Source organism: Duganella sp. LjRoot269, assembly GCF_964254095.1.
Classification (GTDB): Bacteria; Pseudomonadota; Gammaproteobacteria; order Burkholderiales; family Burkholderiaceae_D; genus Rugamonas; species Rugamonas hordei.
This window is the reverse complement of sequence record NZ_CAXUSL020000001.1, coordinates 6,730,616-6,757,380: the sequence shown is the minus strand read 5'-3', so window position 1 is coordinate 6,757,380 and position 26,765 is coordinate 6,730,616. Positions and strand designations below refer to the sequence as shown.

The 26,765-nt window shown below is 66.3% G+C and carries 26 protein-coding genes; 17 read left to right on the top strand and 9 right to left on the bottom strand.

The annotated features are described in order from the left end of the window. Positions 1-4: 4 nt before the first annotated feature. Entirely contained in the window at positions 5-454 is a 450-nt protein-coding gene (locus ACSQ3S_RS30195) for a cache domain-containing protein (protein ID WP_436144679.1), read from the bottom strand. 224 nt (positions 455-678) lie between these two features. Between ACSQ3S_RS30195 and ACSQ3S_RS30190 the strand changes: the two genes are divergently transcribed. The 4 genes from ACSQ3S_RS30190 to ACSQ3S_RS30175 are packed head-to-tail and all read left to right on the top strand — an operon-like array spanning position 679 to position 5,228. Further along, positions 679-2,133, top strand: a complete 1,455-nt coding sequence (locus tag ACSQ3S_RS30190; protein WP_436144678.1) for a KamA family radical SAM protein — start codon at positions 679-681, stop codon at positions 2,131-2,133. 9 nt (positions 2,134-2,142) lie between these two features. Then, on the top strand, positions 2,143-3,459 hold the full coding sequence (locus tag ACSQ3S_RS30185; protein WP_436144677.1) for an MFS transporter: 1,317 nt from the start codon (positions 2,143-2,145) through the stop codon (positions 3,457-3,459). Beyond that, positions 3,434-4,342 (top strand): 2OG-Fe(II) oxygenase, encoded by a 909-nt coding sequence (locus ACSQ3S_RS30180; protein ID WP_436144676.1) that lies wholly within the window; start codon positions 3,434-3,436, stop codon positions 4,340-4,342. Before ACSQ3S_RS30185 ends, ACSQ3S_RS30180 begins: the two co-directional genes overlap by 26 nt. A 31-nt stretch (positions 4,343-4,373) precedes the next feature. After that, positions 4,374-5,228 (top strand): fumarylacetoacetate hydrolase family protein, encoded by an 855-nt coding sequence (locus tag ACSQ3S_RS30175; RefSeq protein WP_436144675.1) that lies wholly within the window; start codon positions 4,374-4,376, stop codon positions 5,226-5,228. On the opposite strand, the gene ACSQ3S_RS30170 is transcribed toward ACSQ3S_RS30175, so the two are convergent. Further along, positions 5,229-6,560, bottom strand: coding sequence for an aspartate aminotransferase family protein (locus ACSQ3S_RS30170; RefSeq protein ID WP_413446768.1), 1,332 nt, complete (start codon positions 6,558-6,560; stop codon positions 5,229-5,231). It abuts the gene before it with no gap. Positions 6,561-6,674: 114 nt separating this feature from the next. Here ACSQ3S_RS30170 and ACSQ3S_RS30165 point away from each other — a divergent pair, with 114 nt between their 5' ends. Beyond that, on the top strand, positions 6,675-7,226 hold the full coding sequence (locus ACSQ3S_RS30165; RefSeq protein ID WP_436144674.1) for a carboxymuconolactone decarboxylase family protein: 552 nt from the start codon (positions 6,675-6,677) through the stop codon (positions 7,224-7,226). A 13-nt stretch (positions 7,227-7,239) separates the two neighbouring features. On the opposite strand, the gene ACSQ3S_RS30160 is transcribed toward ACSQ3S_RS30165, so the two are convergent. Genes ACSQ3S_RS30160 through yjgA form a run of 3 tightly spaced genes read right to left on the bottom strand, consistent with a single transcriptional unit; the run spans position 7,240 to position 9,138 of the window. Continuing rightward, positions 7,240-7,908 carry an alpha/beta hydrolase gene (locus ACSQ3S_RS30160; protein WP_176652381.1) on the bottom strand — a complete coding sequence of 223 codons (669 nt, stop codon included), beginning with the start codon at positions 7,906-7,908 and terminating at the stop codon, positions 7,240-7,242. 8 nt (positions 7,909-7,916) lie between these two features. Further along, positions 7,917-8,540 (bottom strand): molybdopterin adenylyltransferase, encoded by a 624-nt coding sequence (mog, locus tag ACSQ3S_RS30155; RefSeq protein ID WP_176652382.1) that lies wholly within the window; start codon positions 8,538-8,540, stop codon positions 7,917-7,919. Beyond that, positions 8,530-9,138 (bottom strand): ribosome biogenesis factor YjgA, encoded by a 609-nt coding sequence (gene yjgA / locus ACSQ3S_RS30150; RefSeq protein ID WP_176652383.1) that lies wholly within the window; start codon positions 9,136-9,138, stop codon positions 8,530-8,532. The genes mog and yjgA overlap by 11 nt, the downstream gene beginning before the upstream one ends. Positions 9,139-9,232: 94 nt before the next feature. Between yjgA and pmbA the strand changes: the two genes are divergently transcribed. Continuing rightward, the gene (gene pmbA / locus ACSQ3S_RS30145; protein ID WP_176652384.1) at positions 9,233-10,585 is read left to right on the top strand and encodes a metalloprotease PmbA; all 1,353 of its coding nucleotides are present in this window, start codon (positions 9,233-9,235) and stop codon (positions 10,583-10,585) included. An 89-nt stretch (positions 10,586-10,674) separates the two neighbouring features. Beyond that, positions 10,675-11,766: a TRAP transporter substrate-binding protein gene (locus ACSQ3S_RS30140; protein ID WP_413446772.1), complete on the top strand. Its 1,092-nt coding sequence runs from the start codon at positions 10,675-10,677 to the stop codon at positions 11,764-11,766. Positions 11,767-11,773: 7 nt separating this feature from the next. Here ACSQ3S_RS30140 and ACSQ3S_RS30135 read toward each other — a convergent pair whose 3' ends face one another. The 3 genes from ACSQ3S_RS30135 to ACSQ3S_RS30125 all read right to left on the bottom strand — a co-directional run bounded on the left by ACSQ3S_RS30135 (position 11,774) and on the right by ACSQ3S_RS30125 (position 16,470). Continuing rightward, positions 11,774-12,919 carry a hypothetical protein gene (locus tag ACSQ3S_RS30135; protein ID WP_436144673.1) on the bottom strand — a complete coding sequence of 382 codons (1,146 nt, stop codon included), beginning with the start codon at positions 12,917-12,919 and terminating at the stop codon, positions 11,774-11,776. A 110-nt stretch (positions 12,920-13,029) separates the two neighbouring features. Continuing rightward, complete coding sequence (locus tag ACSQ3S_RS30130) at positions 13,030-15,222, bottom strand: TonB-dependent receptor plug domain-containing protein (RefSeq protein WP_436144672.1); 2,193 nt, start codon at positions 15,220-15,222, stop codon at positions 13,030-13,032. 117 nt (positions 15,223-15,339) lie between these two features. After that, complete coding sequence (locus tag ACSQ3S_RS30125; RefSeq protein ID WP_353401036.1) at positions 15,340-16,470, bottom strand: M14 family metallopeptidase; 1,131 nt, start codon at positions 16,468-16,470, stop codon at positions 15,340-15,342. A 156-nt stretch (positions 16,471-16,626) separates the two neighbouring features. Here ACSQ3S_RS30125 and ACSQ3S_RS30120 point away from each other — a divergent pair, with 156 nt between their 5' ends. Then, on the top strand, positions 16,627-17,712 hold the full coding sequence (locus ACSQ3S_RS30120) for a TRAP transporter substrate-binding protein (RefSeq protein ID WP_176652388.1): 1,086 nt from the start codon (positions 16,627-16,629) through the stop codon (positions 17,710-17,712). A gap of 15 nt (positions 17,713-17,727) precedes the next feature. Here the strand turns inward: ACSQ3S_RS30120 and paaX are convergent, their stop codons facing one another. Beyond that, positions 17,728-18,648, bottom strand: a complete 921-nt coding sequence (gene paaX / locus ACSQ3S_RS30115) for a phenylacetic acid degradation operon negative regulatory protein PaaX (RefSeq protein ID WP_436144671.1) — start codon at positions 18,646-18,648, stop codon at positions 17,728-17,730. Between the two features lie 176 nt (positions 18,649-18,824). Between paaX and paaA the strand changes: the two genes are divergently transcribed. Genes paaA through paaK form a run of 9 tightly spaced genes read left to right on the top strand, consistent with a single transcriptional unit; the run spans position 18,825 to position 26,760 of the window. After that, positions 18,825-19,811 (top strand): 1,2-phenylacetyl-CoA epoxidase subunit PaaA, encoded by a 987-nt coding sequence (gene paaA / locus ACSQ3S_RS30110; protein WP_436144670.1) that lies wholly within the window; start codon positions 18,825-18,827, stop codon positions 19,809-19,811. A 10-nt stretch (positions 19,812-19,821) separates the two neighbouring features. Beyond that, on the top strand, positions 19,822-20,106 hold the full coding sequence (gene paaB, locus ACSQ3S_RS30105; protein ID WP_176652393.1) for a 1,2-phenylacetyl-CoA epoxidase subunit PaaB: 285 nt from the start codon (positions 19,822-19,824) through the stop codon (positions 20,104-20,106). A 13-nt stretch (positions 20,107-20,119) separates the two neighbouring features. Then, on the top strand, positions 20,120-20,872 hold the full coding sequence (gene paaC / locus ACSQ3S_RS30100; RefSeq protein ID WP_436144669.1) for a 1,2-phenylacetyl-CoA epoxidase subunit PaaC: 753 nt from the start codon (positions 20,120-20,122) through the stop codon (positions 20,870-20,872). Between the two features lie 13 nt (positions 20,873-20,885). After that, positions 20,886-21,437, top strand: coding sequence for a 1,2-phenylacetyl-CoA epoxidase subunit PaaD (paaD, locus tag ACSQ3S_RS30095; protein WP_436144668.1), 552 nt, complete (start codon positions 20,886-20,888; stop codon positions 21,435-21,437). Positions 21,438-21,444: 7 nt separating this feature from the next. Then, positions 21,445-22,524, top strand: coding sequence for a 1,2-phenylacetyl-CoA epoxidase subunit PaaE (gene paaE / locus ACSQ3S_RS30090; RefSeq protein WP_436144667.1), 1,080 nt, complete (start codon positions 21,445-21,447; stop codon positions 22,522-22,524). A gap of 36 nt (positions 22,525-22,560) precedes the next feature. Continuing rightward, complete coding sequence (paaG, locus tag ACSQ3S_RS30085) at positions 22,561-23,352, top strand: 2-(1,2-epoxy-1,2-dihydrophenyl)acetyl-CoA isomerase PaaG (RefSeq protein ID WP_436144666.1); 792 nt, start codon at positions 22,561-22,563, stop codon at positions 23,350-23,352. A gap of 1 nt (position 23,353) precedes the next feature. Beyond that, a complete protein-coding gene (gene paaH / locus ACSQ3S_RS30080; RefSeq protein ID WP_436144665.1) occupies positions 23,354-24,964 on the top strand; it encodes a 3-hydroxyacyl-CoA dehydrogenase PaaH in 1,611 nt (536 codons plus the stop codon). Then, positions 24,957-25,436, top strand: a complete 480-nt coding sequence (gene paaI, locus ACSQ3S_RS30075) for a hydroxyphenylacetyl-CoA thioesterase PaaI (RefSeq protein WP_176652399.1) — start codon at positions 24,957-24,959, stop codon at positions 25,434-25,436. The genes paaH and paaI overlap by 8 nt, the downstream gene beginning before the upstream one ends. 13 nt (positions 25,437-25,449) lie before the next feature. Beyond that, positions 25,450-26,760 (top strand): phenylacetate--CoA ligase PaaK, encoded by a 1,311-nt coding sequence (gene paaK / locus ACSQ3S_RS30070; protein ID WP_436144664.1) that lies wholly within the window; start codon positions 25,450-25,452, stop codon positions 26,758-26,760. Positions 26,761-26,765: the final 5 nt, after the last annotated feature.

Genomic DNA, 26,765 nt, shown 5'->3' with positions numbered 1-26,765 from the left:
CCCGCTATTTTTTGTAGATGCCCGCTTCCAGCACCGCATCGCCGATGCGCAGGATGTAGGTGGTCTTGGCTTCGAGCTTGCCGCTGGTGGGGTTCTTGTACATGTAGTCGACCCAGCCGTGGCCCTTCCTGGCGGCCAGCTCGATGATCTCGCGGCGGTATTTCTTGCCGTTGGCGTCGGGCACGTCGGTCAGGTCCTTGCCGACGATGGACGGATTGATCGGGTGCGCCAGCACGATGCCGGTGTTGATGTCGCGCAGGTCGACATACAGCGAGCCCTGGACGTAGTCAGGGTCCTTGGCGCTGATCTTCTTCATCATCTCTTCCTTGCCGTGCGCCTTGATGAAGGCGGCGCCTTTCTCGGCCATGGCGATGGCGTCTTTTTCGGTCGGCTCGGCGGCGCGGGCGGGCAGGCACAGCACGGCGGCGGCCAGGGTGGCGGCGGTCAGTCTCATGACGTTTCCTCGATGGTGGCGGGCGGGATTGCTTCGATGAACTGTACGCCGGCGGGGGCGCGGCGAATTGCGGTGTCGCAAGTTCTGGCCGTGTGGCAACGTCGGATGCGGTCTGCATCAATGCAAAATATCTTTCCATACATCAGTTGATTTGCGGCAATCGAACGGTGGGGCGCGGGGCCTAGCATGCAGTTTCCGCCACCTCACTGCGATAGGAACCCGCGATGACCACTACTCCGATTTCGTCCTGGAATGCCGCCGGCGCACAGGCGCCCAAGTTCAAGCCGTTCATCCGCCAGACCATCCCCAACTCGCGCCAATGGGAGTGGATCCCGCGCGACCTGCAGGAAGCGGTGCAGGTGGTGTCGCACGTGCTGCCGTTCCGCACCAATGAATATGTGCTCGACCACCTGATCGACTGGAACAACATCCCCGACGATCCGATCTACCGCCTGACCTTCCCCCACCGCGACATGCTGGCGCCGGACGACTACGCGCAGCTGCGCGAGCTGGTGCTGGGCCGAGCCAACCAGGCCGCGCTGGTGGAGCTGGTGCGCAAGATCCGCATGCGCATGAACCCCCATCCGGCCGGGCAGATGACGCACAACGTGCCGCGCGTGAACGACGCGCCGCTCAAGGGCCTGCAGCACAAGTACAAGGAGACGGTGTTGTTCTTCCCCAGCGCGGGGCAGACCTGCCACGCCTACTGCACCTTCTGCTTCCGCTGGCCGCAGTTCGTCGGCATGGACGACATGAAGTTCGACGCCAAGGAGTCGCACGAGCTGGCGTCCTACCTGAAAATGCACCCGGAGGTGACCGACGTGCTGATCACCGGCGGCGATCCTCTGATCATGAACACGCGCTCGCTGGAGGCCTACATCGAACCGCTGCTGGTCCCGGAGCTGGCGCATATCCAGAACATCCGCATCGGCACCAAGTCGGTGGCGTACTGGCCGCAGCGCTTCGTCTCGGACCGCGACGCCGATGACTTGCTGCGGCTGTTCGAGCGCGTGGTCGCCAGCGGCAAGAACATGGCGATCATGGGCCATTACAACCACGCGATCGAACTGCGGCCGGAGATCGCGCAGCAGGCGGTCAAGCGCATCGTCGGCACCGGCGCCACCCTGCGCATGCAGGGGCCGCTGATACGGCATATCAACGAAGATCCGAAAAGCTGGGCGGAACTGTGGCAGACCGGCGTGCGGCTGGGCGCCATTCCCTACTATATGTTCGTCGAGCGCGACACCGGGCCGCGCGAGTATTTCCAGCTGCCGCTGGCGCGCGCGCACGAGATCTTCCAGCAGGCGTACCAGATGGTGTCGGGCCTGTCGCGCACCGTGCGCGGGCCGTCGATGAGCGCCTTCCCCGGCAAGGTGGTGATCGACGGTGTCGTGACCATCGGAGGCGAGAAGCTGTTCGCGTTGCAGTTCCTGCAGGCGCGCAATCCGGACTGGGTGCGCAGGCCGTTCTATGCGAAATTCGATCCGCAGGCGACCTGGATGGACGAGCTGAAGCCGGCCTTCGGCAAGGACAAGTTCTTCTTCGAGGAGGAGGGCGGCAGCCGCAGCGAGTTCGGCGCCGAGCCACCGGGCCAGCGCAAGGTGATCCCGCTGATCTCTGCGCGCCAGGAAGAGGCCATGCGCGCTGCCGCCGAATGCGATTCGCACACGGCCGCCTAGGGGGATGCGATGACGGCGCCGCCCCCCAGGCTGTCCGGCCGCGCCGTGTTCGTGCTGGTGTTCCTGCCGTTCGCGCTGGGGCATTATCTGTCGAGCCTGATGCGCACCGTGAACGCGACGCTGGCGCCGCAGCTGGTGGCGGCGCTGTCGCTGACGCCCGGCCAGCTTGGCCTGCTGACCAGCGCCTACTTCTTTTCGTTCGCGCTGGTGCAACTGCCGGTGGGCATGGCGCTGGACCGCTGGGGGCCGGCCAGGGTGCAGCTGCCGATGCTGATGCTGGCCGCCGTCGGCGCGCTGGCCTTCGCGGGCGGCCATGATTTCGCCCAGTTGCTGCTGGCGCGCGCGCTGATCGGGCTGGGACTGGGCGGCTGCTTCATGTCGGCGGTGAAGGCGATCTCGACCTGGATCGCGCCGGCGCGGCTGCCGTCGGTGCAGGGCTACCTGATCGCGGTGGGCGGCCTGGGCGCGGCCTCGGCCACCCTGCCGGTGCGGCTGGCGCTGCACTACACCGACTGGCGCGGGCTGTTCGTCTGGCTGGCGGCGGCTGCGGCCGGCACCGGGCTGCTGATCCGGCTGCTGGCGCCGGCCCACCCCCAAACTGGAACGCGGCGGCCGGCAACGCTGGCGGCGATGCGCGAGGTGGTCTGCCATCCGGCCTTCCGCGAGGCGGCGCAGCTGGTGCTGGTGCCGCACACGGTGTTCTTCGGCATGCAGGGCTTGTGGATCAGCCGCTGGCTGGCCGACGTCGCGCACTTTTCCGAGGAGGCGGTGGCCTACCTGCTGTACCTGGGCATGGCGGCGATCATCTTCGGCGCCATCGCGGTCGGCATGATCACCGAGTGGGCCGGCCGGCGCGGCGTGCGGCCGCTCAGCGTGGCGGCGGCCGGCGTGGCGCTGTTCATCGTGGTGCAGCTGGGTTTCGTCTGCAACTGGGCGCCCAGCTACCAGCTGTTGTCGGTGTTGTTTACGCTGGTCGGCACGGTGACCGGCATCGAATATGCGATCGTCGCGCAAAGCCTGCCCGGCGCGCTGACGGGACGCGGCGCCACCTGCCTGAACCTGATGATCTTCCTCGGCGCGTTCGCGGTGCAGGCGGGCTTCGGCGCGCTGGTCGGCTGCTGGCGGCCGAACATCATGCAACAGTATCCGGCGCAGGCCTACCGGGTCGCGTTCGCGGTGCTGGTGTTGTTGCAAATGCCGGGACTGCTGTTTTTCCTGCGCCGGCGCTGGGGACGGGCGGCACATTCCGGTAAAATGGAACTCCAATCCGGCAGCCCGGCGACCAGCCCTCGAATGCGCGATGACTACTTATCAAAACGTTTTTAGCACCCTGCCGCAGACCTGGCAGGACTGGATCATGGAAAACCTGGCGCGCGCCTGCAGCCCGCTCGATATGGCCAACAGCATGGCGCGCTCGGGGCAGCACAGCATGGCGGTGGCCCGCGCGGCCATCGACGAGGCGCTGGCGCTGCGGGCGCGCGGCATCGACAGCGCCGGCGCAGGTTCGGCCCATGCGCCAGCGCCGGTGCCTGCCAGCGCCTTCGAGGCGCCGCAGGAGATGCCCTACATCGACATCAGCCGCAACCTGGTGGCGGCGCCGGACCGCGAGGTCGAGGTGCTGTTCGTGCTCAAGCAGCCGCAGGTCATCCTGCTGGGGAATGTGCTCAGCGACGAGGAGTGCGATGCCATCGTCTCCCATTGCGGCGGGCGCTACACGCGCTCGACGGTGACCGCCGAAGCGGATGGCGCCAGCGTGGTGCACGAGGGCCGCACCAGCGAGATGGCCTTCATCCAGCGCGGCGAGGCCGAGGTGGCCGAGCGCATCGACCGCCGGCTGGCGGCGCTGGCGCACTGGTCGCCCGAGTGCAGCGAGCCGTTCCAACTGCAGAAATACGGCAAGACGCAGGAGTACCGGCCGCACTACGACTGGCTCGATCCGGACAGCGCCGGCCATCGCAGCCACCTGGCGCGCGGCGGCCAGCGGCTGGCCACCTTCATCCTGTACCTGTGCGATGTGGACCAGGGCGGCGGCACGATATTCCCCGGCATCGGGCTCGAAGTGTTCCCGAAAAAGGGCAACGCGCTGTGGTTCCTGAACACCGACGCCAACCACCAGCCGGACAAGCAAACCCTGCACGGCGGGGCGCCGGTGGTCAGCGGCACCAAGATCATCGCCAACAAATGGCTGAGGCAGGGACGCTACGGTTAAAATAGCAGCGACTTTTTAACCTAGGAATCCCATGAGACTCGTGCGCTACGGCCGTCCCGGCAAAGAAAAACCAGGCTTGATCGACGATGAAGGCAAGCTGCGCGACCTGTCCGGCGTGATCGCCGACATCGGCGCCGAACAGCTGGCGCCCAAGGCGCTGCGCAAGCTGGAGAAGATCGCCCATGCGTCGCTGCCGCTGGTGCGCGGCAATCCGCGCTACGGCGTGCCGCTGGCGAAGGTCGGCAAATTCATCGGCATCGGCCTCAATTATTCGGACCACGCGGCCGAAACGGGCATGCCGATACCGAAGGAGCCGATCGTCTTCATGAAGGCGATTTCCTGCCTGTCCGGCCCGGACGACCCGGTCATGCTGCCGCAAGGCTCGAAGAAGACCGACTGGGAAGTGGAACTGGGCGTGGTGATCGGCACGCGCGCGCAGTACGTCAGCGAGGCGGACGCGCTGAAGCACGTGGCCGGCTATTGCGTGGTCAACGACCTGTCGGAGCGCTCGTTCCAGCTGGAGCGCGGCCCGCAGTGGGACAAGGGCAAGGGCTGCGACACCTTCGGCCCGGTCGGCCCGTGGCTGGTGACGCAGGAAGACATCTACGACGTGCAGAAGCTGGACCTGTACCTGGAGCTGAACGGCAAGCGCATGCAGACCGGCTGCACCGACACGATGATTTTTTCGGTGGCGCAGATCGTCAGCTACCTGTCCAGGTTCATGACCCTGGAGCCGGGCGACGTCATCGCCACCGGCACGCCGCCGGGCGTGGGCCAGGGCCGCAAGCCGCAGCGCTTCCTCAAGAAAGGCGACGTCCTGCGGCTGGGCATCGCCGGCCTGGGCGAGCAGCAGCAGGAAGTCGTGGCCTGGACGGCGAAGAAATAATCACGTCACCGCGGCCAGCGCGCGGGTCAGCGAGTCGGCCAGCCGGCTGGTGATTTCGGCCAGCTCGGCCTCGGTGGCGATGAACGGCGGCGCCAGCAAAATATGGTCGCCCCGGCGGCCGTCGATGGTGCCGCCCATCGGATACACCATCAATCCGCGCGCCATGGCCTGGTCCTTGACCGCCGCGTGCAGCTTCAGCGCCGGATCGAACGGCGCCTTGCTGGCGCGGTCCCGCACCAGCTCCAGCGCCAGCAGCATGCCGCGCCCGCGGATGTCGCCGACGTGCGGATGGGCGCCGAAGGCTTCCTTCAGCATGCGCTTGAACGACGCGCCGCGCACCGTGACGGCGCCCAGCAGGCAATCCCGTTGTATCACCTTCTGCACCGCCAGCGCGGCGGCGGCGGCCACCGGATGGCCCATGTAGGTATGGCCGTGCTGGAAGGCGCCGCTGCCGTCGCGCAGCCGCCGCACCACGTGATCGCGCGCCAGCACCGCGCCGATCGGCTGGTAGCCGGCACCCAGTCCCTTGCCCAGCACCGCCAGGTCCGGCACCACGTTTTCCTGTTCGAACGCGTAGAGCGTGCCGGTGCGGCCCATGCCGCACATGACTTCATCGGCGATCAGCAGGATGCCGTACCGGTCGCACAGCGCGCGCACGCCCTTGAAGTAGCCGGGCGTCGGCGGCACGGCGCCGGCGGTGGCGCCGACCACCGTCTCGGCGACAAAGCCGATCACCCGTTCCGGCCCGGCGTCGAGGATGGCCGCCTCCAGTTCGGCCAGCAGGGCGGCGGTGTAGTCGCCCACGGTCTGGCCTTCGGCGCGGTCGCGGTATTCGTAGCAGGGCGACACGTGCGGCACGTCGATCAGCAGCGGCTCGAACGGGCGGCGGCGCCACTCGTTGCCGCCGATGGCCAGCGCGCCCAGCGTGTTGCCGTGGTAGCTCTGGCGGCGGGCGATGAACACGCTGCGTTCCATCTGGCCGGCTTCGACGTGGTACTGGCGCGCCAGCTTGAGGGCGGTCTCCATCGCTTCCGAGCCGCCGGAGACCAGGTAGACGTGATCGAGGTCGCCGGGAGCGTCGTTGGCCAGGCGCGCCGCCAGTTCCTCGGCCGCCTCGGAGCTGAAGAAGGCGGTGTGGGCGTAGGCATTGCGGTCGATCTGCGCGTGCATCGCCGCCAGCACGTCCGGGTGGCCGTGGCCAAGCGAGGAGACGGCGGCGCCGCCGCTGGCGTCGAGGTAGCTGTTGCCGCGGCTGTCGCGCACGGTCAGGCCGGAGGCGCTGACGGCGACCGGCGGCGGGCGGCGCAGGTTGCGATGGATGAGATGACTCATGGCGTCCTTTCTGTCGAAGGTTGGAGGTGACCAAGAGCAGACAATAGCCGCGATCGTCTTGTGTTCCATTGATCTATGCCGCAACATGAGCGAATAATCTCGAGGATGCTTGCCATGACCGATCGTTTGGGGCCTATTCCCTTTGCAGAAATGAGCGCCAGCCAGCAGGTGGCGGCGCAAGCCGTCATCGACGGGCCGCGCGGCGCGCTGTACGGGCCGTTCGTGCCGTTGATCCGCAGTCCGGAGCTGATGGCGGCGGCCCAGCGCATGGGCGAGTACCTGCGCTACCGCAGCGCGATCGGCACGCGGCTGACGGAGCTGGCTATTTTAGTGACGGCGCGGCAGTGGAGCCAGCAGGTGGAATGGGCGATCCACGAACCGATCGCGCGCGACTACGGTATCGCCGACGGGGTGATCGCGGCGATCGCGGCGCGGCGGCCGCCGCAGGGCATGCTGGACGACGAGGCGCTGGTGTACGAGTTCTGCATCCAGCTGCACGAGAAGCAGCGGGTGGACGACGCGACCTACGCGGCGGCGCTGGCCGCCTTCGGCGAGCATGGCGTGGTGGACCTGATGGGTATCAACGGCTACTACACCTTCCTGGCGATGGTGATGAACGCGGCGCAGACGGAAGTGCCATCCTCCCCGGCCGCGCCGCTGCCGTAAAAACAACCGGGGGTTAGGCCAGCACTTTTTTCAGCCAGGCGCTGATGTGGTCGACTTCTTCCTGGCACAGCGAGTGCTGCATCGGGTAGTCGTGCCATTCGACTTGGTAGCCCCATTGCTGCAGCAGGTCGCGCGACTGTTCGGCGCGGGCCACCGGGATCACCGGGTCCATGCGGCCGTGCACCATGAAGACCGGCGTGGCCAGGCTTTCCGGCGTGTGCTCGGCGGCGGCCTTGGCGGCGATCGGCACGTAGCCCGACAAGCACATCAGGCCGGCCAGCTTTTCCTTCTGGCGCAGGCCCGTCTGCAGGGTCATCGCGCAGCCCTGTGAGAAGCCGGCCAGGATGATGCGTTCGGCCGGGATGCCGCGTGCCTTTTCGCGTTCGATCAGGGCTTCGACTTTCGCCTGCGAGGCGCGCAGGCCGGCTTCGTCTTCCTGGCGGCCCAGGTCGGTGGCGACGATGTCGTACCAGGCGCGCATCACGTAGCCGCCGTTGATCGTCACCGGCATCGTGTCGGCGTTGGGGAAGATGAAGCGGATAGCCGGCAGGCCGGCCAGGTCCAGCTCGTGCAGCATCGGCACGAAGTCGTTGGCGTCGGCGCCCAGGCCGTGCATCCAGATGATGGCCACGGTCGGGTTGGCGCCGGTTTCTTTTTCGATGGTTTGCAGCAGGGTGCTCATGGGCGTCCTCAGGGTTGGGGGCGTAGCGCGGATTTGGGGCGGAAGGCCTTGCACACGGCGGCGTCGGTTTCCATGTACGGACCGCCGATCAGGTCGACGCAATAAGGCACGGCGGCGAAGATGCCGCCCACCAAGGTGGCGCCGGCGGCGTCCTTCAGGCCGCCCAGCGTCTCGGCGATGGCCTTCGGCTGGCCCGGCAGGTTCAGGATCAGCGCGGCGTGGTCGGGCGTTTCGCGGATCACGGCGGTCTGGCGCGACAGGATCGCGGTCGGCACGAAATGCAGGCTGATCTGGCGCATCTGCTCGCCGAAGCCGGGCATCTCCTTGGTGCCGACGGCGCGCGTGGCCTCCGGCGTGACGTCGCGGCGCGACGGGCCGGTGCCGCCGGTGGTCAGCACCAGGTGGCAGCGGGTGACGTCGACCAGTTCGGTCAGCGTGGCTTCGATTTGCGGGCGTTCGTCGGCGATCAGCCGGGTTTCCAGGCGATAGGGCGTGGTCAGCGCGCGCGCCAGCCAGTCTTCCAGCGCAGGGATGCCCTGGTCCTGGTAGACGCCGCCGCTGGCGCGGTCGGAGATCGACACCAGGCCGATGACCAGGGTGTCGGCGGCGTTACTGGTCAAGTTACTCGTCATCGGACTCGCTGTCGGCGTCGTCGTCGCCTTCGTCGGCGGCCGGCTTGCCCTTCTTGGACTCGATCTGCTTGAGCAGCTGGAAGATTTCGCGATAAGCCTTCGGCGGCTTGTTCTCGGCCTGCTCCTTGCGGGCATTGCGGATCAGGGTGCGCAGGTGCTGCACGTCCAGTTCCGGATTTTCGGCCAGCAAGGTGGTCAGCGCCTTGTCGTCGGTCAGCAGCTTGTCGCGGCGGCGTTCCAGCGCGTGCATCGCGGCCGTCTCCGACTTGGACGCGCCCTTCCAGCTGTCGATGGCTTGCTGGATCACGGCCACTTCGGTTTCGTCCAGGGTACGCATCTTCTTGCCGACGAATTGCAGCGCGCGGCGCCGGCCCTCGTGGTTGGTGATCACCTGGCAGGCGAGGATGGCTTCGAGCACATCCTCCGGCATCGGCACGCGCTTGACGCGGTCGCGCGGCGCTTCGACCAGGGTTTCACCCATTTTTTGCAGGGCGTCGGACTGGCGCTTGAGCTCGGATTTGGAAGGACGTTCGTACTCTTGCTCGAATTCGGTCGAGCTGAAGCCCACGCCGCCGCTGCCGCGATTGGGATTTACCATAATATTAACTCTCTGTCAGGAGCGTGGCCGCCCCTGTAAACTGTAAACGACTGCTATGATACCTGTTTTAGCGGCCACCCGAAGATTACAGCCCATGAGCGATACCCATTTTACCCATACCCAGGACCAGTTGAAGCAGCTCGCACGCGATGTGCTGGCGTTTGCCAAGGAGCAAGGCGGCACCGATTGCGCCGTCGAAATCAGCGAGGGCAGCGGGCTGTCGGTGTCTGTGCGCAAGAGCAAGATCGAGACCATCGAGCAGAACAAGGACAAGGGCATGGGGGTGACGGTGTTCATCGGCCAGCGCCGCGGCAACGCCAGCACCTCGGACTTTTCGCAGGCGGCGCTGAAGGCGACCGTGGAGGCGGCCTACAACATCGCCCGCTTCACCGCCGACGACGACTGCGCCGGCCTGGCCGACGCCGACCAGCTGGAGCTGGCGCCGCGCGACCTGAAGCTGTTTTATCCGTGGGACATCTCGACCGCCGATGCGGTGGCGCTGGCCCAGCGCGCCGAGGCGGCCGGCTTCGACGTCGATCCGCGCGTGACCAATTCCGAAGGCGCCGGCGTGCACGTGCAGCAGTCGCACTTCGTCGCGGCCAATTCGCGCGGCTTCATCGGCGGCTATCCATATTCGCGCCACACGCTGTCGGTGGCGATGATCGCCGGCAAGGGCGCCAAGATGCAGCGCGACGACTGGTATACCTCGGTGCGCGACGCCAAGAAGATGTCGTCGCCGGAAGCGATCGGGCGCTACGCGGCCGAGCGCGCGCTGGCCCGTCTGAACGCGCGCACCATCGACACCCGCACCTGCCCGGTGCTGTTCGAGGCGCCGCTGGCGGCCGGCCTGCTGGGCGCTTTCGTGCAGGCGACGTCGGGCGGGGCGCTGTACCGCAAGTCCAGCTTCCTGCTCGATTCGCTGGGCAAGCAGGTGCTGCCGAAACATATCCAGATCAAGGAAGACCCGCACGTGGTCGGTGGCGTCGGTTCGGCGCCGTTCGACGAGGAAGGCGTGCGCACCGTCAAGCGCGACGTGGTCAAGGACGGCGTGGTGCAGGGCTATTTCCTGTCGACGTATTCGGCCCGCAAGCTGGGCATGCAGACCACCGGCAACGCCGGCGGCTCGCACAACCTGTCGCTGACGTCGTCGCTGACGAAGAAGGGCGACGACTTCGCGGCCATGCTGCGCAAGATGGGCACCGGCCTGCTGGTGACGGAACTGATGGGCCAGGGCACCAACTACGTGACCGGCGACTACTCGCGCGGCGCCTCGGGCTACTGGGTCGAGAACGGCGTGATCCAGTATCCGGTGGAGGAGATCACCATCGCCGGCAACATGAAGGACATGCTGGCGCAGATCGTCGCGGTGGGCGCGGACGTGCTGGTGCGCGGCACCAAGCAGACCGGCTCGATCCTGATCGAGAACATGGTGGTGGCGGGCGGCTGAGCGCTGTCTGTTGCACTTTGCCGACGGCCGCCCTGTGCGGCCGTTTTTGTCTTACACTGTGGCGACTATAACAACAGCGGAGACTTACCATGCAGCGTCGTTCCTTTCTGAAAAAGGCCGCCACCGGCGCCGGTGTGGCCGCGGTGGCCGCGCCCGCGCTGGCGGCCGATCTGCCGACCATCAACTGGCGGCTGGCCTCAAGCTTCCCCAAATCGCTGGACACGATCTTCTCGGCGTCCGATACGCTGACCAAGCGCGTTGCCCAGCTGACCGGCGGCAAGTTCAACATCCGCGTGTTCGCGGCCGGCGAAATCGTGCCCGGCCTGCAGGTGCTCGACGCGGTGCAGGCCGGCACCGTCGAGATGGGCCATAGCGCCTCCTACTATTACTTCGGCAAGGACCCGGCCTTCGCCTTCGATTGCGCGGTGCCGTTCGGGCTGACGTCGCGCCAGCACACGGCGTGGTTCGACCAGGGCGGCGGACGCGAATTGATGCGCGAGTTCTTCAAGGGCTATGGCGTGGTCAACTTCCTCGGCGGGAATTCCGGCACGCAGATGGGCGGCTGGTTCCGCAAGGAGATCAAGTCGGTGGCCGACCTGAAAGGCCTGAAGATGCGCATCGCCGGTTTCGCCGGGCGGGTGATGGAGCGCCTCGGCGTGGTGCCGCAGCAGCTGGCCGGCGGCGACATCTATCCGGCGCTGGAAAAGGGCACCATCGACGCGGCCGAATGGGTCGGACCGTACGACGACGAGAAGCTGGGCTTCAACAAGGTGGCGCCGTACTACTACGCGCCGGGCTGGTGGGAGGCGTCGGCGTCGTTCTCGTTCTACGTCGGCATCAAGGAGTGGGAGAAGCTGCCCAAGGAGTACCAGGCGGCGATCGAGGTGGCCACGTACGAGGCGCATGTGGTGATGCAGGCCGAGTACGACGCGAAGAATCCGGCCGCGCTGGCGCGCCTGCTGAAGAACGGCGTGAAGCTGCGTAACTTCCCCAAGGATACGATGGACGCCTGCTACGCGGCGGCCACCGCGGTCATGGACGAGGAAGCGGCGCGCAATCCGAAGTTCAAGAAGATTTATGAGCCTTGGAAGAGGTTCCGCCAGGATCAGAATCAGTGGGCGTCGGTGGCCGAGGCGACCATGCAGAACTATCTGATCAGCGCCGGGCGGAACGCGAAGTAAAGCCCGCCTACTCCCGCTTGCAGAGTGCGCTGGACGGCAGTCCGCAGGCGATCAGGCGGCCGACGCCGGGATTGTTCAGGTAGTCCAGGTGGGCGTAGTCGGGCCGCTCCAGCAGGCCGAAATAGGTGGGCGCGTTGGAGACCAGGATGTTGTAGACGGTAACTCCCTCGCGCGCATACTTGTCGGTCTGCATTGTGTACGACAGCAGGTCGTTGGGATCGCTGAATGCCACCAGCGTCAGATGCTGGTCGGCGCCGGCGCGGGGTCGCGCCGCCAGCCGCTTTTGCAACAGCCGCTGCAGGCTGTCGGGCGGAACAGACATCGACAATCCCGGCGCGGCTATCGACTGGTCGGCCAGCGACAGCAGCGGAATCTGATTGGCCGCCATCACCAGAAAACGCAGGCGGTCGACCGCCCGCTGCGCCACCAGCGCCGGCCGCGAGCCGGGCGCCTCCTCGGTCATGCGCAGCAGGGTATCGAACAGGATCTTGCTGCCCATGCTGTGCGAGATCACCACCAGCGGCACCTCCGGCACGCCGTCGCCGTCCGCCAGCACCTGCAGGATGGCATCGCGCATGCGGCGCTGGATCTCGTCGCGGGCCACGCCCTGGTAGATCAGCGCGTCGGGCAGGCAATCGTCGATCAAGCCATCCTTGAACCGGGCATTGAGCCGCGCGCGCTGCGGCGTGTAGGGCGGCGCGCCTTCGCAGATGGCGGACTTGCCGCTCTGGTCGTAGCACAGCTGGCGCTTGAGCGGCGTGGTCAGCGGCGACCAGATCAGCGCGTCGAAGCGCAGCCGGCCTGTTGGCGTCTCGACCGTTGCCGGCACGATCTGGATCTGCGGGCCGCCGTCGGCGCGCGCCACGGCCGGCGCCGATGTGGTGGCCGCGGTGACGGCCTGCATCAATTGCCCGACCACCTCGCCGGCCCAGTTGGCGTCGTGGGTGCAGATGCCGTGCACCAGCAGCACATCGGCGCGCTTGCCGCCGGACTGCGCGGCCAGGTCGGCCAGTCCGGGAAAGGCGGCGCCGGCGTCGGCCACTTGCGGCGGACGGTAGGGTGTGGAGCAGGCGCTCAGCAGCAGGGCGAAGAACAGCAACACGCGGCGCGCCGAGGCGCGGCTGAAAGGCCGGGAAAAAGTCAGGGTATCCATGCTGAACCTCCGGAAGCGGCGCGCGGATGCGCCGTATGAGGTCCAGTGTATTTTTACCTGCGGCGGCGACATTGTCGCGCCGCAGGGAACGGGCTCAAGCGGTTGCTACGTCAGAACTTCATCTCCACCAGCGCCCGCACCACGGCGGTGGTCGGCGTGATGGTGCCGTCGCGCAGCGTGCCGCTGGCATCGGCGTAGCTCGACTCGCTGTAGTTGTCCTGGTGCAGCGCGTTGGCCAGCGCCACCCGCAGCTGGTTCTTGGGATTGAACTTCCACAGCCCGTACAGGTCCAGCGACCGTTTCGGAATGGTGTAGGCCGACTGCTGCAGCGAGATGCGCACCGGGCCGCCGCTCTGGAAGCTGAAGCTGCCGCCCACGGTCAGCGGCAGGGTGTCGAGCTTCCAGTCGGCGCCGACGGTGCCGCTGACCGGGGTCTGCTGGTCCAGCCGGTTGTTCGGGCCCGGCACCGAGGTCAGGTCCGACCAGTTGCGCGAGACGTTGGCGCGCAGGTCCACCGCCGGCATGCCCTTCATCATCGCGCGCAGCGGCAGCTTGGCCTCCAGCTCGATGCCGCGCGTGTTGGCGATGCCGTCGTTGACCGGGCGCGACACGTAGAGGCCATTGATCAGCGCCACCTGCTGGTGCGTGATGTCCTCGATGCGGCGGACGAAGGTGCTGGCCGTCAGCAGGCCGCCGCCCGCCAGGTAGTGCTCGAACGCCAGGTCCAGGCCCCAGGCCAGTTCCGGCTTGAGCAGCGGATTGCCGGTCTGGTCCGGGCTGGTGGCGCTGTTGTTGTTGGAGGCGAAGCGGCGCGGGATCAGGCTGTTGACGCCAGGCGCCTTGTAGGTGCGCGTCAGGCCCAGGCGCAACTGGTCGGCCTTGCTGCCGGGCAGTTTCCACAGCGTCTGGAACAGCGGGCTGAACACGCTGGACTTGTTGCTTACCGGCGCATAGTCGTTACCCTCGCTGGTGGTGTCGATGCCTTCCCAGCGCAGGCCGAAGTACATCGACCATTGCTGCGTCAGCGTCCACTCGTCCTGCGCGTACAGCGCCAGCCGCTTGACGTCGGCGTTGTAGCGCTGGTCCAGGTTGGCGGCCGGCGCGCCCACGGTGGAGCTCTCGCGCTGGATGCGGTCCTCGTCGCGCGCGCTGTAGCCGGCGTCCCAGCCGGCGGCCAGCGCATGGCCCTCGAACAGCGGCGTCGAATACTTGCCGGTGCTCGACCAGCCCTGGTCGGTCGACGCCGACGTGATCAGCCGCGACAGCGCCAGCACGTCGCCCGGATAGTACTGGCTGGACGGCGCCTCGGTCTGGCGGTGGTTGTAGTTGACGCCGCCCTTGAGTTCGAGCTTGGCGCCGCCGGCCAGCTTGCGGGTCCAGGTCAGGTCGCTGCGCAGCATTTCGAAGTCGCTGTCGATGTGGATCCGGGTGCCGGTGTAGCGCGGCGCCGCGCCCTGCACGGTGGCCACCTGCTCGCTGTTGTCGGCGTGGAAGCGGTTGACGTTGACGAAGCTCTGCGAGGTGACGATGTCGTTCGGCCCCAGATTGACGTTGACGCGCGGCGACAGGTTGAGCGCCTCGAACAGGCCGCGGCTCTGTATGGCGGTCCGGCGTAGCAGGTTCTGGCTGCCGTCCGGCGCGAAGCCGGTGGTCACCACTTCAGACGGCCGGTCGAACTTGCCGTAGGTGATGCCGCCGCCGACCGCGTACGACAGCGCGCCGCGGCGGTCCGACAGCTGGAAGTTGGTGTTGGTGCCGACATGGCCGTTGTCGTCCTGCAGGCCGAGCTTGAGTTCGCGCTGGGCCGTCACGATGGCTTTCTTGAGCACGATGTTGATGCCGCCGGCGATGGCCTGGGTGCTGTACTCGGCGGTGGCCGCGCGCATCACCTCGATGCGCTCGATCATGTCCGGCGACAGCGAGTCGAGCGAGAAGCCCGGCGGCGCCGGTTCGCCGTTGAGCATGATCTGCGTGTAGCCACTGCCCAGGCCGCGCATGCGGATGTCGCCGCCGCGTCCCTGCACGCCGCCGACGGTGATGCCCGGCAGCCGCTTGAGCACCTCGGCGATGGTGGTGTCGCCGTTCTTCAGGATCTCTTCCTGCGTGACGACGATCTTGGTGGCGGTGTCGTTGCGGCGGGCGTCGTAGGTGGCCGCCGCGCCCTTGATCTCGACTTGCTGCACGGGCGCTTCGGCCGGCGGCTTCTTGTCGTCGTCGGCGCGGGCGGACAGCGGGGACAGCAGCATGGGGGCCGCGGCCAGCAGGCGCAGCAGGGTAAGGGACGGGCGTTGCCGTGGATTCATGATGATCGATGCCGGTTGGGTGGTCGCACAGAAAAAAGCCCGCATCGCGCGGGCTTTTTCCACTTCGCTGGCATGGTAATCGGAAAGTTGCCTACTTTCAATCACCTGGTTGCAGTATCAGGCCTGGGCCAGCAATTGTTGCAACACCGGCTGCAGCACCGACTTGCCCAGCTCGGCGCTGCGGGCGCCGTTCCAGCCGGTGTCCGGGTCCGGATCGTTGGCGTTGTCCTTGAACGGCATCTCCAGGGTCAGCGACAGGCAGCCGAAGGCGTGGGTGATGTGCGGCGAGCCCATGGTCAGCGTCTCGTCGGTGTACGGCGTCTCGCCGTAGCCGTACTCGTCCTGGAAGTCCGGGCTGGCGATCAGGAAGTTGTCGATGAAATATTGCTGCGCCTCGGCCTGGTCCGGCGTGAACGTCGGCAGCGACTCGCTGCCGGCCACGAACACATAGGGCAGGCCCTCGTCGCCGTGGATGTCCAGGCACAGGTCGCAGCCGGTTTCCAGCATCTTGTTTTTCACCAGGAACACTTCCGGGCTGCGCTCCATGGTCGGGTTCAGCCATTCGCGGTTCAGGTTGGCGCCGGCCGCGTTGGTGCGCAGGTTGCCGCGCACCGAGCCGTCCGGGTTCATGTTCGGCACCACGTAGAACACGGCTTCCTTCAGGCACTGGCGGCCGAACGGGTTGGCCGGGTCCAGCAGGGCTTCCACCATGCCTTCGACGAACCACTCGGCCATCGTCTCGCCCGGGTGCTGGCGGGCGATGACCCACACCTTCTGCTCGGCTTCCGGATCGCCGATGACCAGCATGTTCAGGTCGCGGCCGTCGATGGTGCCGCCCAGGTCGACCAGCTTGACCAGCGGCGACAGCTGGGCGTTGTCCAGCAGCGACAGATGGCGCTCCCACGAATACGGCTCGAAGTAGGCGTAGTAGACGCTGTCGTATTCCGGCGTGTGGCTGATTGTCATCACCGAGCCGTCAAAGGTGGTCGGCACGCGGAACCAGTTGTCGCGGTCGTAGCTGGCGACGGCCTGGTAATCCTTCCAGCCGTCCGGATAGGCGGCCGCGCCGGCGTTGAGGAAGCGCAGCGTCAGCGGCGTCGCCTGCGCGCCCTGCACGCGGAAATAAAACCATTGCGTGATGTCGGCGTGCGAGTCCTTGCGGATGTGGAGGTCGATGGCGGCCGGATCGTCGGCGCGGATCACCTCGATGGCGCCGGCGTCGAATTGCTGGCTGATTTTGATAGACATGGCTGAATCCCGGTAATTTCTATGTATGAGTTTGTTCGCGCTTGTGGCGCGGTGCCGACATGATACAGCCTCGCGCCCGGCGCGGCCCGATTTCAACGATTGCAAGCTTGTCAAAGTGGCTCTACACTGGCCGCAGACCAATCACCGGAGATACGCATGCAACGTCGTTCCTTCCTCAAGCATGGCACCGTCGCAGCCGGCGCCGCCACCCTCGCGGCCCCGGCGCTGGCGCAGGGCGGCCCGGCCATCAGCTGGCGCCTGGCGTCGAGCTTCCCCAAGACGCTGGACACCATCTTCGGCTCGGCCGAGCGCTTCACCAAGCGGGTGGCCGAGCTGACCGGCGGCAAGTTCGTCATCCGCCAGTTCGCCGGCGGCGAGATCGTGCCCGGCCTGCAGGTGATGGACGCGGTGCAGGCCGGCACGGTGGAGATGGGGCACACGCCGTCGTACTACTATTTCGGCAAGGACCCGACGTTCGCCTTCGACTGCGCGGTGCCGTTCGGCCTGACCTCGCGCCAGCAGACGGCGTGGATAGACCAGGGCGGCGGGCGCGAGCTGATGCGCGAATTCTTCAAGGGCTACGGCATCATCAACTTCATGGCCGGCAACACCGGCACCCAGATGGGCGGCTGGTTCCGCAAGGAGATCAAGACCTTGGCCGACATGAAGGGGCTGAAGTTCCGCATCGCCGGGTTCGCCGGCCGCGTGATGGAGCGCATGGGCGTGGTGCCGCAGCAGATCCCGGCCGGCGACGTCTACGCCGCGCTGGAGAAGGGCACCATCGACGCGGCCGAGTGGGTCGGCCCGTACGACGACGAGAAGCTCGGGCTGGTGAAAGTGGCGCCGCACTACTACGCGCCGGGCTGGTGGGAGGCCGGGCCGCAGCTGTCGTTCTACATCAACATCAAGGAATGGGACAAGCTGCCCAAGGAATACCAGGCGGCGATCGAGGCTGCCAGCTTCGAGTGCCACGTCGCCATGCAGGCCGAGTACGACGCCAAGAACCCGGCGGCGCTGGCGCGGCTGATGAAGAACGGCGCCAAGCTGCACAACTTCTCCAAGGAGATCATGGACGCCTCCTACCAGCACGCCACCGCCGTGATGGAGGAGGAAGCGGCGAAGAACGCCAAGTTCAAGAAGGTCTACGAGCCGTGGAAGAAGTTCCGCCACGACCAGAACCAGTGGGCCTCGGTGGCCGAGGCGACGATGCAGAACTACCTGATCAGCATCGGCCGCAAATAAAACCCCCGGATTGGTTTAGGCCAGGCCGCCGAAGCGGTCGAAGAAGGCTGGCTCGGCGGCCGGGGCGGCGGCGTCCTCGCGCCGCAGCGTGGCGTCGACGTGCTGCTCGGCCGCCGCGTAGACGGCCTGGTAGATGTCGCGCGCCAGTTCGTAGGCCACGGCCCCCGGCCACGGCGTCGGCAGCAGCTCGACCGGCAGTTGCGGATCGTGCAGCTGCACGCGGCGGTAGGCGTGGATCAGCAGGGTGCGGATCACGAACGCCTGCTGCGGCGACAACGCGTCCGCTTCCGCCTGCACCGCCGTCCGCAGCGGCTCGAACTGGGTGATGAAGCGCTGGTAGCCGTAGGCCACGCCGCTCAGGTCCCAGCCGTCGGCCACCAGGTCGCTGAGCGGGCGCGCGCTGACCTGGCGCATCGACTTGCCCTGCACCACGAATAACTTGCCCGCCACGCCCAGCCGCTTGAGCAGCTCGTCGAGCGCCGGCCCGTCGGCCGCCGGGTGGCCCATGATGCCGGGCGCGATCACGCTGTAGCCCTCCCACAGCAATTCCTTGCGCACCGCGCCGCGCTCGGCCGCGTTGAGCGCGCCGTCGCCGTTGAGGATCAGGGTCCAGCTGCCGTCCCAGTGCACGTTGAGCGGCGCGTAGATGCGGCGGTAGGCGTGCACGAAACGCGTCATCGCGTCCGGCGTGATGGCGTACGAGCTGCGGCGGCCGTCGCGCTGCGCGCCCAGCCAGCCCTCCTGCGCCAGCCGGAACACGGCGGTGCGCAACAGCCGGTCGTTGACGCCGAAGGGCGCCAGCAGCTCGATCAGGCTACCCAGCCACACCATGCCGCCATGCGGCACGATGGCGTCGCCGAAAATGGTCACCACCAGCGATTTCGACCGCGGCGGGTCGCTGGCCAGGAAATTCGCTATCCAGTCATTGCAATTCATGGGCTGCAATCTTTATCTATACACACAAACAAGAGTTTACTTTGCCTGACCGCAGGCGCAGCATTTATTTCATACGCTTTACCGATGGGATACTGTTTATCAATATGACTCAAAAAAAACGTAGTCAAACTAAAATATGTATCGTATTATGATGTCTACTCGATGAGGAGATAGCGATGTATGCACAAATGGTGGAGACCGGCCTGAGCACCGTCCGCACGGCCGACGACATGGCGGCCGACGAGCGCGCGTTCCAGGCCCGCATCGACGACGGCGTCAAGATCGAGGCCAAGGACTGGATGCCGGATGCCTACCGCAAGACCTTGATCCGGCAGATTTCGCAGCACGCGCACTCGGAAATCGTCGGCCAGCTGCCCGAGGGCAACTGGGTCACGCGCGCGCCTACGCTCAAGCGCAAGTCCATCCTGCTGGCCAAGATCCAGGACGAGGCCGGCCACGGCCTGTACCTGTACAGCGCCGCCGAGACGCTGGGCGTGTCGCGCGACGAGCTGCTGGGTGCGCTGCACAGCGGCAAGGCCAAGTATTCCAGCATCTTCAACTACCCGACGCTGTCGTGGGCCGACATGGGCGCGATCGGCTGGCTGGTCGACGGCTCGGCCATCATCAACCAGATCCCGCTGTGCCGCTGCTCGTACGGTCCGTATGCGCGCGCCATGATCCGCGTCTGCAAGGAAGAATCGTTCCACGCCCGCCAGGGCTACGACATCATGATGGCGCTGGCCAAGGGCACGTCCGAACAGAAGGCCATGGCGCAGGATGCGCTGAACCGCTGGTGGTGGCCGTCGCTGATGATGTTCGGTCCGTCGGATGCCGAATCGGTCAACAGCGCGCAGTCGGCGCAATGGCGGATCAAGCTGTTCTCCAACGACGAGCTGCGCCAGCGCATGGTCGACCAGACCGTGCCGCAGGCCGAGTACCTGGGTCTGACCGTGCCCGATCCCGATCTGAAATTCAACGCCGAAACCGGCCACTACGAATTCGGCGCCATCGACTGGAGCGAGTTCCACAACGTCCTGAAGGGCAACGGCCCGTGCAACCGCGAACGGCTGCGCACCCGCGTCAAGGCGTGGGAAGACGGCGCCTGGTTCCGCGAAGCGCTGGTCGCGCACGCCGACAAACACGCCGCCGCCAAGGCCGCATAAGGAGAAGAGCATGAGCAAAGAATGGCCGTTGTGGGAAGTATTCATCCGCAGCCAGCACGGGCTGGCGCACAAACACGTCGGCAGCCTGCACGCGCCGGACGCCGAAATGGCCGTCAACAACGCGCGCGACGTCTACACGCGCCGCAATGAAGGCGTCAGCATCTGGGTGGTGCGCGCCGCCGACATCGTCGCCAGCAGCCCGTCCGACAAGGGCGCCCTGTTCGAGCCGTCCAACAGCAAGGTGTATCGCCACCCGACCTTCTTCCCGATGCCGGAAGAAGTCAAGAACCTTTAAGCGGAGCCGCACCGTGGATAACAAAGTCAACTACCTTCTGCGCCTCGGCGACAACGCGCTGATCCTGAGCCAGCAGCTGTCGCAGTTGTGCGGCAAGGGCCCTGCGCTGGAAGAGGACATGGCGCTGACCAACGTCGCGCTGGACCTGCTGGGCCAGACCCGCCTGTGGTACGAATACGCCGCCGAGCTGGAAGGCGCCGGCCGCGACGAAGACAAGCTGGCCTACCACCGCGACGCTCACGACTTCAAGAACTGCCTGCTGCTGGAACAGCCGAACGGCAACTACGCCGACACCATGATGCGGCAGTTCTACTTCGACACCTGGCACTACTTCCTGATCGTCGGCCTGACGCGTTCGAGCGACACCCGCATCGCCGCCATCGCCGAGAAATCGCTGAAGGAAGTCACCTATCACCTGCGTCGCAGCGGCGACTTGATCGTGCGTCTCGGCGACGGCACGGAAGTCAGCCACGCCAAGACGCAGGCGGCCGCCGACGAGCTGTGGATGTACAGCGGTGAAGTGTTCGCCTACGACGCCATCGACGACGCCATGGTGGCTGCGGGTATCGCGCCGTCCGCCGACGAACTGCGCGCGCAATGGCTGGCGCACGTGGCCGAGATCTTCGCCGAAGCCACGCTGGCGATGCCGCCGGCCGATGCCTGGATGCAGAAGGGCGGCAAGCAAGGCCGCCATACTGAACACCTGGGCTATATACTGGCCGAGATGCAGTTCCTGCAGCGCGCCTATCCCGGCGCCACCTGGTAACAGCGGGCCTGCCATGACAGCCGCCGCCATCAACGCCGGGCACACCGCCGCACAGGTCTGGTCCTGGCTGGCCGAGGTCTCGGACCCGGAGATCCCGGTCATCTCCATCGTCGACCTGGGCATCGTGCGCGACGTGCAGCTGGCCGCCGACGGCGCCTGCACCGTCACCATCACGCCAACCTATTCCGGCTGTCCCGCCATGCAAGTGATCGCCGACGCAGTCACCGATGCGCTGCACGCGCATGGCCTGCAAGACGTCCGTTTGCAAAACCAGCTCTCGCCCGCCTGGACCACCGACTGGATGAGCGAAGAAGGCAAGGTCAAGCTGAAAAACTACGGCATCGCGCCGCCCGCGCAGCAGGTCATCGACATCAGCGGCCTGCGAGGTGGAGCAGGAGCCCATGCCGCCATCTCGCGCCGCGCGCAACCGCGCCTGAGCGTCGTGTGCCCCAACTGCGGTTCCAGCCATACCGAAATCACCAGCCAGTTCGGCTCCACGCCCTGCAAGGCGCTGTACAAATGCCTGGACTGCCGCGAGCCCTTCGACTACTTCAAGTGCCACTAAAAAGATCATGAGCAAATTCCACCCGCTGACCGTCTCGCAAGTGCGCAACGAAACGCGCGACACCATCGCCGTCACTTTCGCCGTGCCGCCCGAGCTGCGCGACAGCTTCGCCTACCAGCAAGGCCAGCACCTGACCCTGCGCGCGCAGATCGGCGACGAAGACGTGCGCCGCTCGTATTCGATCTGCTCCGCCGTGCAGGACGGCGCGCTGCGCGTGGCCATCAAGCGCACGCAGGGCGGCCTGTTCTCCAGCTGGGCCAACGACACCATCAAGCCCGGCATCACGCTGGAAGTGATGCCGCCGATGGGCCACTTCAACGTGTCGCTGGACGCCACCAACCGCAAGCACTACCTGGCCTTCGCCGCCGGCAGCGGCATCACGCCCATCCTGTCGATCATCAAGACCACGCTGGCGGCCGAGCCGCACAGCCGCTTCACTCTGTTTTACGGCAACCGCGCCTCGTCGTCGGTGATCTTCAAGGACGAGCTGTCGGACCTGAAGGACGTCTACATGGAACGCCTGAAGCTGGCCTACGTGATGAGCCGCGAGCAGCAGGACATCGAGCTGTTCAACGGCCGCATCACCAAAGAGAAGGCCGCGCAGTTCCTGAAGTACTGGGTGCGCGCCGACGACATCGACGTCGCCTTCATCTGCGGCCCGGAAGACATGATGCTGGGCGTATCAGAAGCGCTGCAGGAAGCCGGCATGCCGAAATCGAATATCAAGATCGAGCTGTTCGCCGCCAGCATTCCCAAGCACCAGCACAAGCCGCGCGCCATCGACCCTGCCGCGGCGCGTCACGAAACGGAAGTCACCGTCATCATGGACGGCAGCGCCACCAGCTTCACCATGGACCAGGACAAGGAGTCGCTGCTCGACGCGGGCCTCAAGGCCGGCATCGACATGCGCTACTCGTGCAAGGGCGGGGTGTGCTCGACCTGCCGCTGCAAGCTGCTCGAAGGGAAGGTCGACATGGACGTCAACTACGCGCTGGAAGATTATGAAATCGCGCGCGGCTATGTCCTCAGCTGCCAGAGCTTCCCCATCACCGACAAGGTCGTCATCGACTTCGACCAGGCCGAATAACGCAATAAACAAGCCAATAACCAGCACGGAGACGCCATGAACTACGAGAACATCCTCTTCGACATCACCGACGGCGTTGCCACGCTGACGCTGAACCGTCCCGACAAGTTGAACAGCTTCACGCAGGCCATGCACGAGGAAGTGCGTCACGCCATCCACAAGGTCAACACCGACAAGAGCGTACGCGTATTCGTGCTGACCGGCGCCGGCCGCGGCTTCTGCGCCGGACAGGACTTGTCGGACCGCTCGGTGGAGCCGGGCGCCAGTCCGGTCGACCTGGGCGACTCGGTCGAGAAAAACTACGCGCCGCTGGTGCTGGCGCTGCGCGCCTTGCCGATGCCGGTGATCTGCGCCGTCAACGGCGTGGCCGCCGGCGCCGGCGCCAACATAGCGCTGGCCTGCGACATCGTGCTGGCCGCCAAATCGGCCTCGTTCGTCGAAGTGTTCTGCAAACTGGGCTTGATCCCCGACACCGGCGGCACCTACTTCCTGCCGCGCCTGGTCGGCAGCGCCCGCGCCATGGGCCTGGCCATGCTGGGCGATAAGCTCAGCGCCGAGAAGGCTGAAGCCTGGGGCCTGATCTGGAAGGCCGTGCCGGACGACGAACTGGCCGCTGAAACCGCAGCCATGGCGCGCCACTTCGCCAGCGCGCCGACCAAGGGCCTGGCCTTCACCAAGCAAGCCCTGTACGCCAGCCCGCACAACACGCTGCAGCAGCAACTGACGCTCGAATGCGGCATGATGAGCGAACTGGGTCGCAGCGACGACTACCGCGAAGGCGTCGCCGCCTTCATGGAAAAACGCGCACCGCAATTCAAGGGGCAATAACATGGCCGCCCTCGACAAAGACCGGGTCGTCGCCGTCATCGGCAGCGGCGCGATGGGCGCGGGCATCGCGCAGGTGGCCGCCGTCGCCGGCTATACCGTCAAGTTGTATGACACGCGCCCCGAGGCCGTCGCCAAGGCCATATCCGACATTGCCGCCGCCCTCAACAAGCTGGTGACCAAGGAGCGCATCAGCGCCGTCGACTGCGCCGCCGCCATCGCGCGCCTGCATGCGGCCGTCACGCTGGCCGATGTCGCCGACGCCGCGCTGGTGGTCGAGGCCATCGTCGAGAACCTGGACGTCAAGCGCAAGCTGTTCGCCGAGCTTGAAACGCTGGTCGCGGACGACTGCATCCTGGCCACCAACACCTCGTCGATCTCCGTCACCGCGATTGCCGCGCAGCTGCGCGTGCCCGCGCGCCTGACCGGCATGCACTTCTTCAATCCCGTGCCGCTGATGGCGCTGGTCGAAGTGATCAGCGGCTTGGCCACCGATGCGGCGGTTGCGCAAACCGTGTACGACACCGCCGCCGCCTGGGGCAAGAACCCGGTGCACGCCAAGTCGACGCCGGGCTTCATCGTCAACCGCGTGGCGCGGCCGTTCTACGCCGAAGGCTGGCGCCTGCTGAACGAACAGGCAGCCGACGCCGCCACCATCGACGCGGTGATGCGCGACTGCGGTGGCTTCCGCATGGGACCATTCGAGTTGATGGACCTGATCGGCCATGACGTCAATTTCTCGGTTACGCAGTCGGTCTTCAGCGCCTACTTCAACGATCCGCGCTTCACTCCGTCGGTGCTGCAGCAGGAGATGGTCAATGCGGGCTTCCTGGGCCGTAAATCGGGGCGGGGATTTTATTCATACGGCGAGGCCGCCGTTGCGGGTGCGCCGCTGCATTCCGCACTGCAGCCGCAGGCCGAGGCGCCGCAGCCCAAGCCTGAATATGTCAGCTACACGGTGGAACCCGGCGCCATCGGCGGCGCTTCGCATGCCGCCGGCGGCGTAGTGGCCGACGCGCTGGCCGCGCGTCTGCGCGCATCCGGCATCGCCGTCTCGCATCGCAAGTCGCCGGAGACGCGGGGCCACGCGGCGGGCGCCGACGAAGCGCCGGCCTTCCACTGCAACGGCGCCGCCGTCTTCCTGACGGACGGCCGCAGCGCCACCCAGCGGGCCCGGGACAACAACCATCCCGATACGGTGCTGTTCGACCTGGCGCTGGACTCCGGCAGCGCCAAACGCATCGCATTGTCATGCTCGGACCAGTGCGCGCCGGCCGCCTATCAATCCGTGGTCGGCCTGTTCCAGGCGGCAGGCTTCGTAGTCACGCGGCTGGACGACGTACCCGGCATGGCCGTCATGCGTACGGTCGCCATGCTGGCCAACGAGGCGGCGGACGCTGTCAACCAGGGCGTCTGTAGCGCGTCGGCGGCGGACATCGCCATGCAGAAGGGCGTCAACTATCCGCGCGGCCCGCTGGCCTGGGCCGATGCTGTCGGCATCGCGCAGATCGTGACCGTGCTGTCCAACCTGGCCGCAGGCTATGGCGAGGACCGCTATCGGGTGTCGCCGCTGCTGCGCCGCAAGCTGGCCAACGGAGGACGCTTCCATGACTAAGCTCGGCATCCTGGCCGCTGCGCAGGAACGCAGCATTGACGAAGCGCAGGCGCTGGCCGAAGCCGTCGCCACCTCCATGTTCGAGCGCGACCCGGCCTCGCAAGGACTGGGCATGACGATCGATGCCATCGCACCCGGCTACGCCCGCATGTCGATGCCGGTGCGCGCGGACATGCTGAATGGGCATGGCAGCTGCCACGGCGGTTTCATTTTCGCGCTGGCCGACAGCGCCTTCGCCTTTGCCTGCAACAGCCGCAATATGGTGACCGTCGGCGCAGGCTGCACCATTGACTATCTTGCACCGGGACGCCTGCACGACGTGCTGACCGCGACGGCGGTCGAACAGGCGTTGTCCGGCAAGAGCGGCGTCTACGACATCAAGGTCAGCAACCAGGATGGCCGCACGATCGCGCTGTTTCGCGGTAAGTCGCACCGGGTCAGCGGAGAAGTCATACCGCAGCAGCCAGCATAAAGAGGAGACAACGATGGTCCAACGCATTCCTGAACCGTCCGATCTGGAGCCGATCGAACGCGCCAGCAAGGACGAACTGCAAGCCCTGCAACTGCAGCGCATGCAGTGGTCGCTCAAGCACGCCTACGAAAACGTGGCCCACTACCGCGCCGCGTTCGACGCCGCCGGCGTCCATCCCGACGACCTGCGCACGCTGGCCGACCTGGCCAGGTTTCCCTTCACCGGCAAGAAGGAACTGCGCGACAACTACCCGTTCGGCATGTTCGCCGTGCCGCAGGACCGCGTGGTGCGCGTGCACGCATCGAGCGGTACAACCGGCAAGCCGACCGTGGTCGGCTACACGCAAAACGACATCGACACCTGGGCCAATGTGGTTGCGCGCTCGATCCGCGCCGCCGGCGGCCGACGTGGCGACATGGTTCACATCTCGTACGGCTACGGCCTGTTCACCGGCGGCTTGGGTGCGCACTACGGCGCCGAGCGGCTCGGCTGCACGGTGATTCCGATGTCCGGCGGCCAGACCGAAAAACAGGTGCAGCTGATCCAGGACTTCAAGCCGTCCATCATCATGGTCACGCCATCGTACATGCTGAACATCATCGAGGAATTCCAGCGCCAGGGGCTGGACCCGGCCGCCAGTTCGCTCAAGGTCGGCATCTTCGGCGCAGAACCGTGGACCGACGCCATGCGCAAGGAAATCGAACAACGCGCCGGCATCGACGCGGTCGACATCTACGGCCTGTCCGAAGTGATGGGCCCAGGCGTCGCCAGCGAATGCATCGAGAGCAAGGATGGTCCGGTCATCTGGGAGGACCATTTCTACCCGGAGATCATCGATCCCGAAACCGGTGAAGTGCTGCCGGACGGCGAAGAGGGCGAACTGGTATTCACTTCGCTGAGCAAGGAAGCGCTGCCCATCATCCGCTACCGCACGCGCGACCTCACTCGGCTGCTGCCGGCGACTTCACGTTCGATGCGTCGCATCGGCAAGATCACCGGCCGCTCGGACGATATGCTGATCATCCGCGGCGTCAACGTGTTCCCGACGCAGATCGAAGAACTGATCTGCAAGATGCCCAAGCTGGCGCCGCAATACCAGCTGGTGATCTCGCGCGACGGTCATCTCGACAAACTCGATGTGCTGGCCGAGCTGCGTCCGGAAACGCCGGTTGGCGAGACTGAAGCGCTGGCGCGCGAGCTTGAGCATCACATCAAGACCTACGTTGGCGTCACCACCAAAGTGCGCCTGCTAGCCGCCAACGGCATCGAACGCACGCTGACCGGCAAGGCCCGCCGCGTGGTCGACCAGCGCCCGAAAAATTAAGGAGA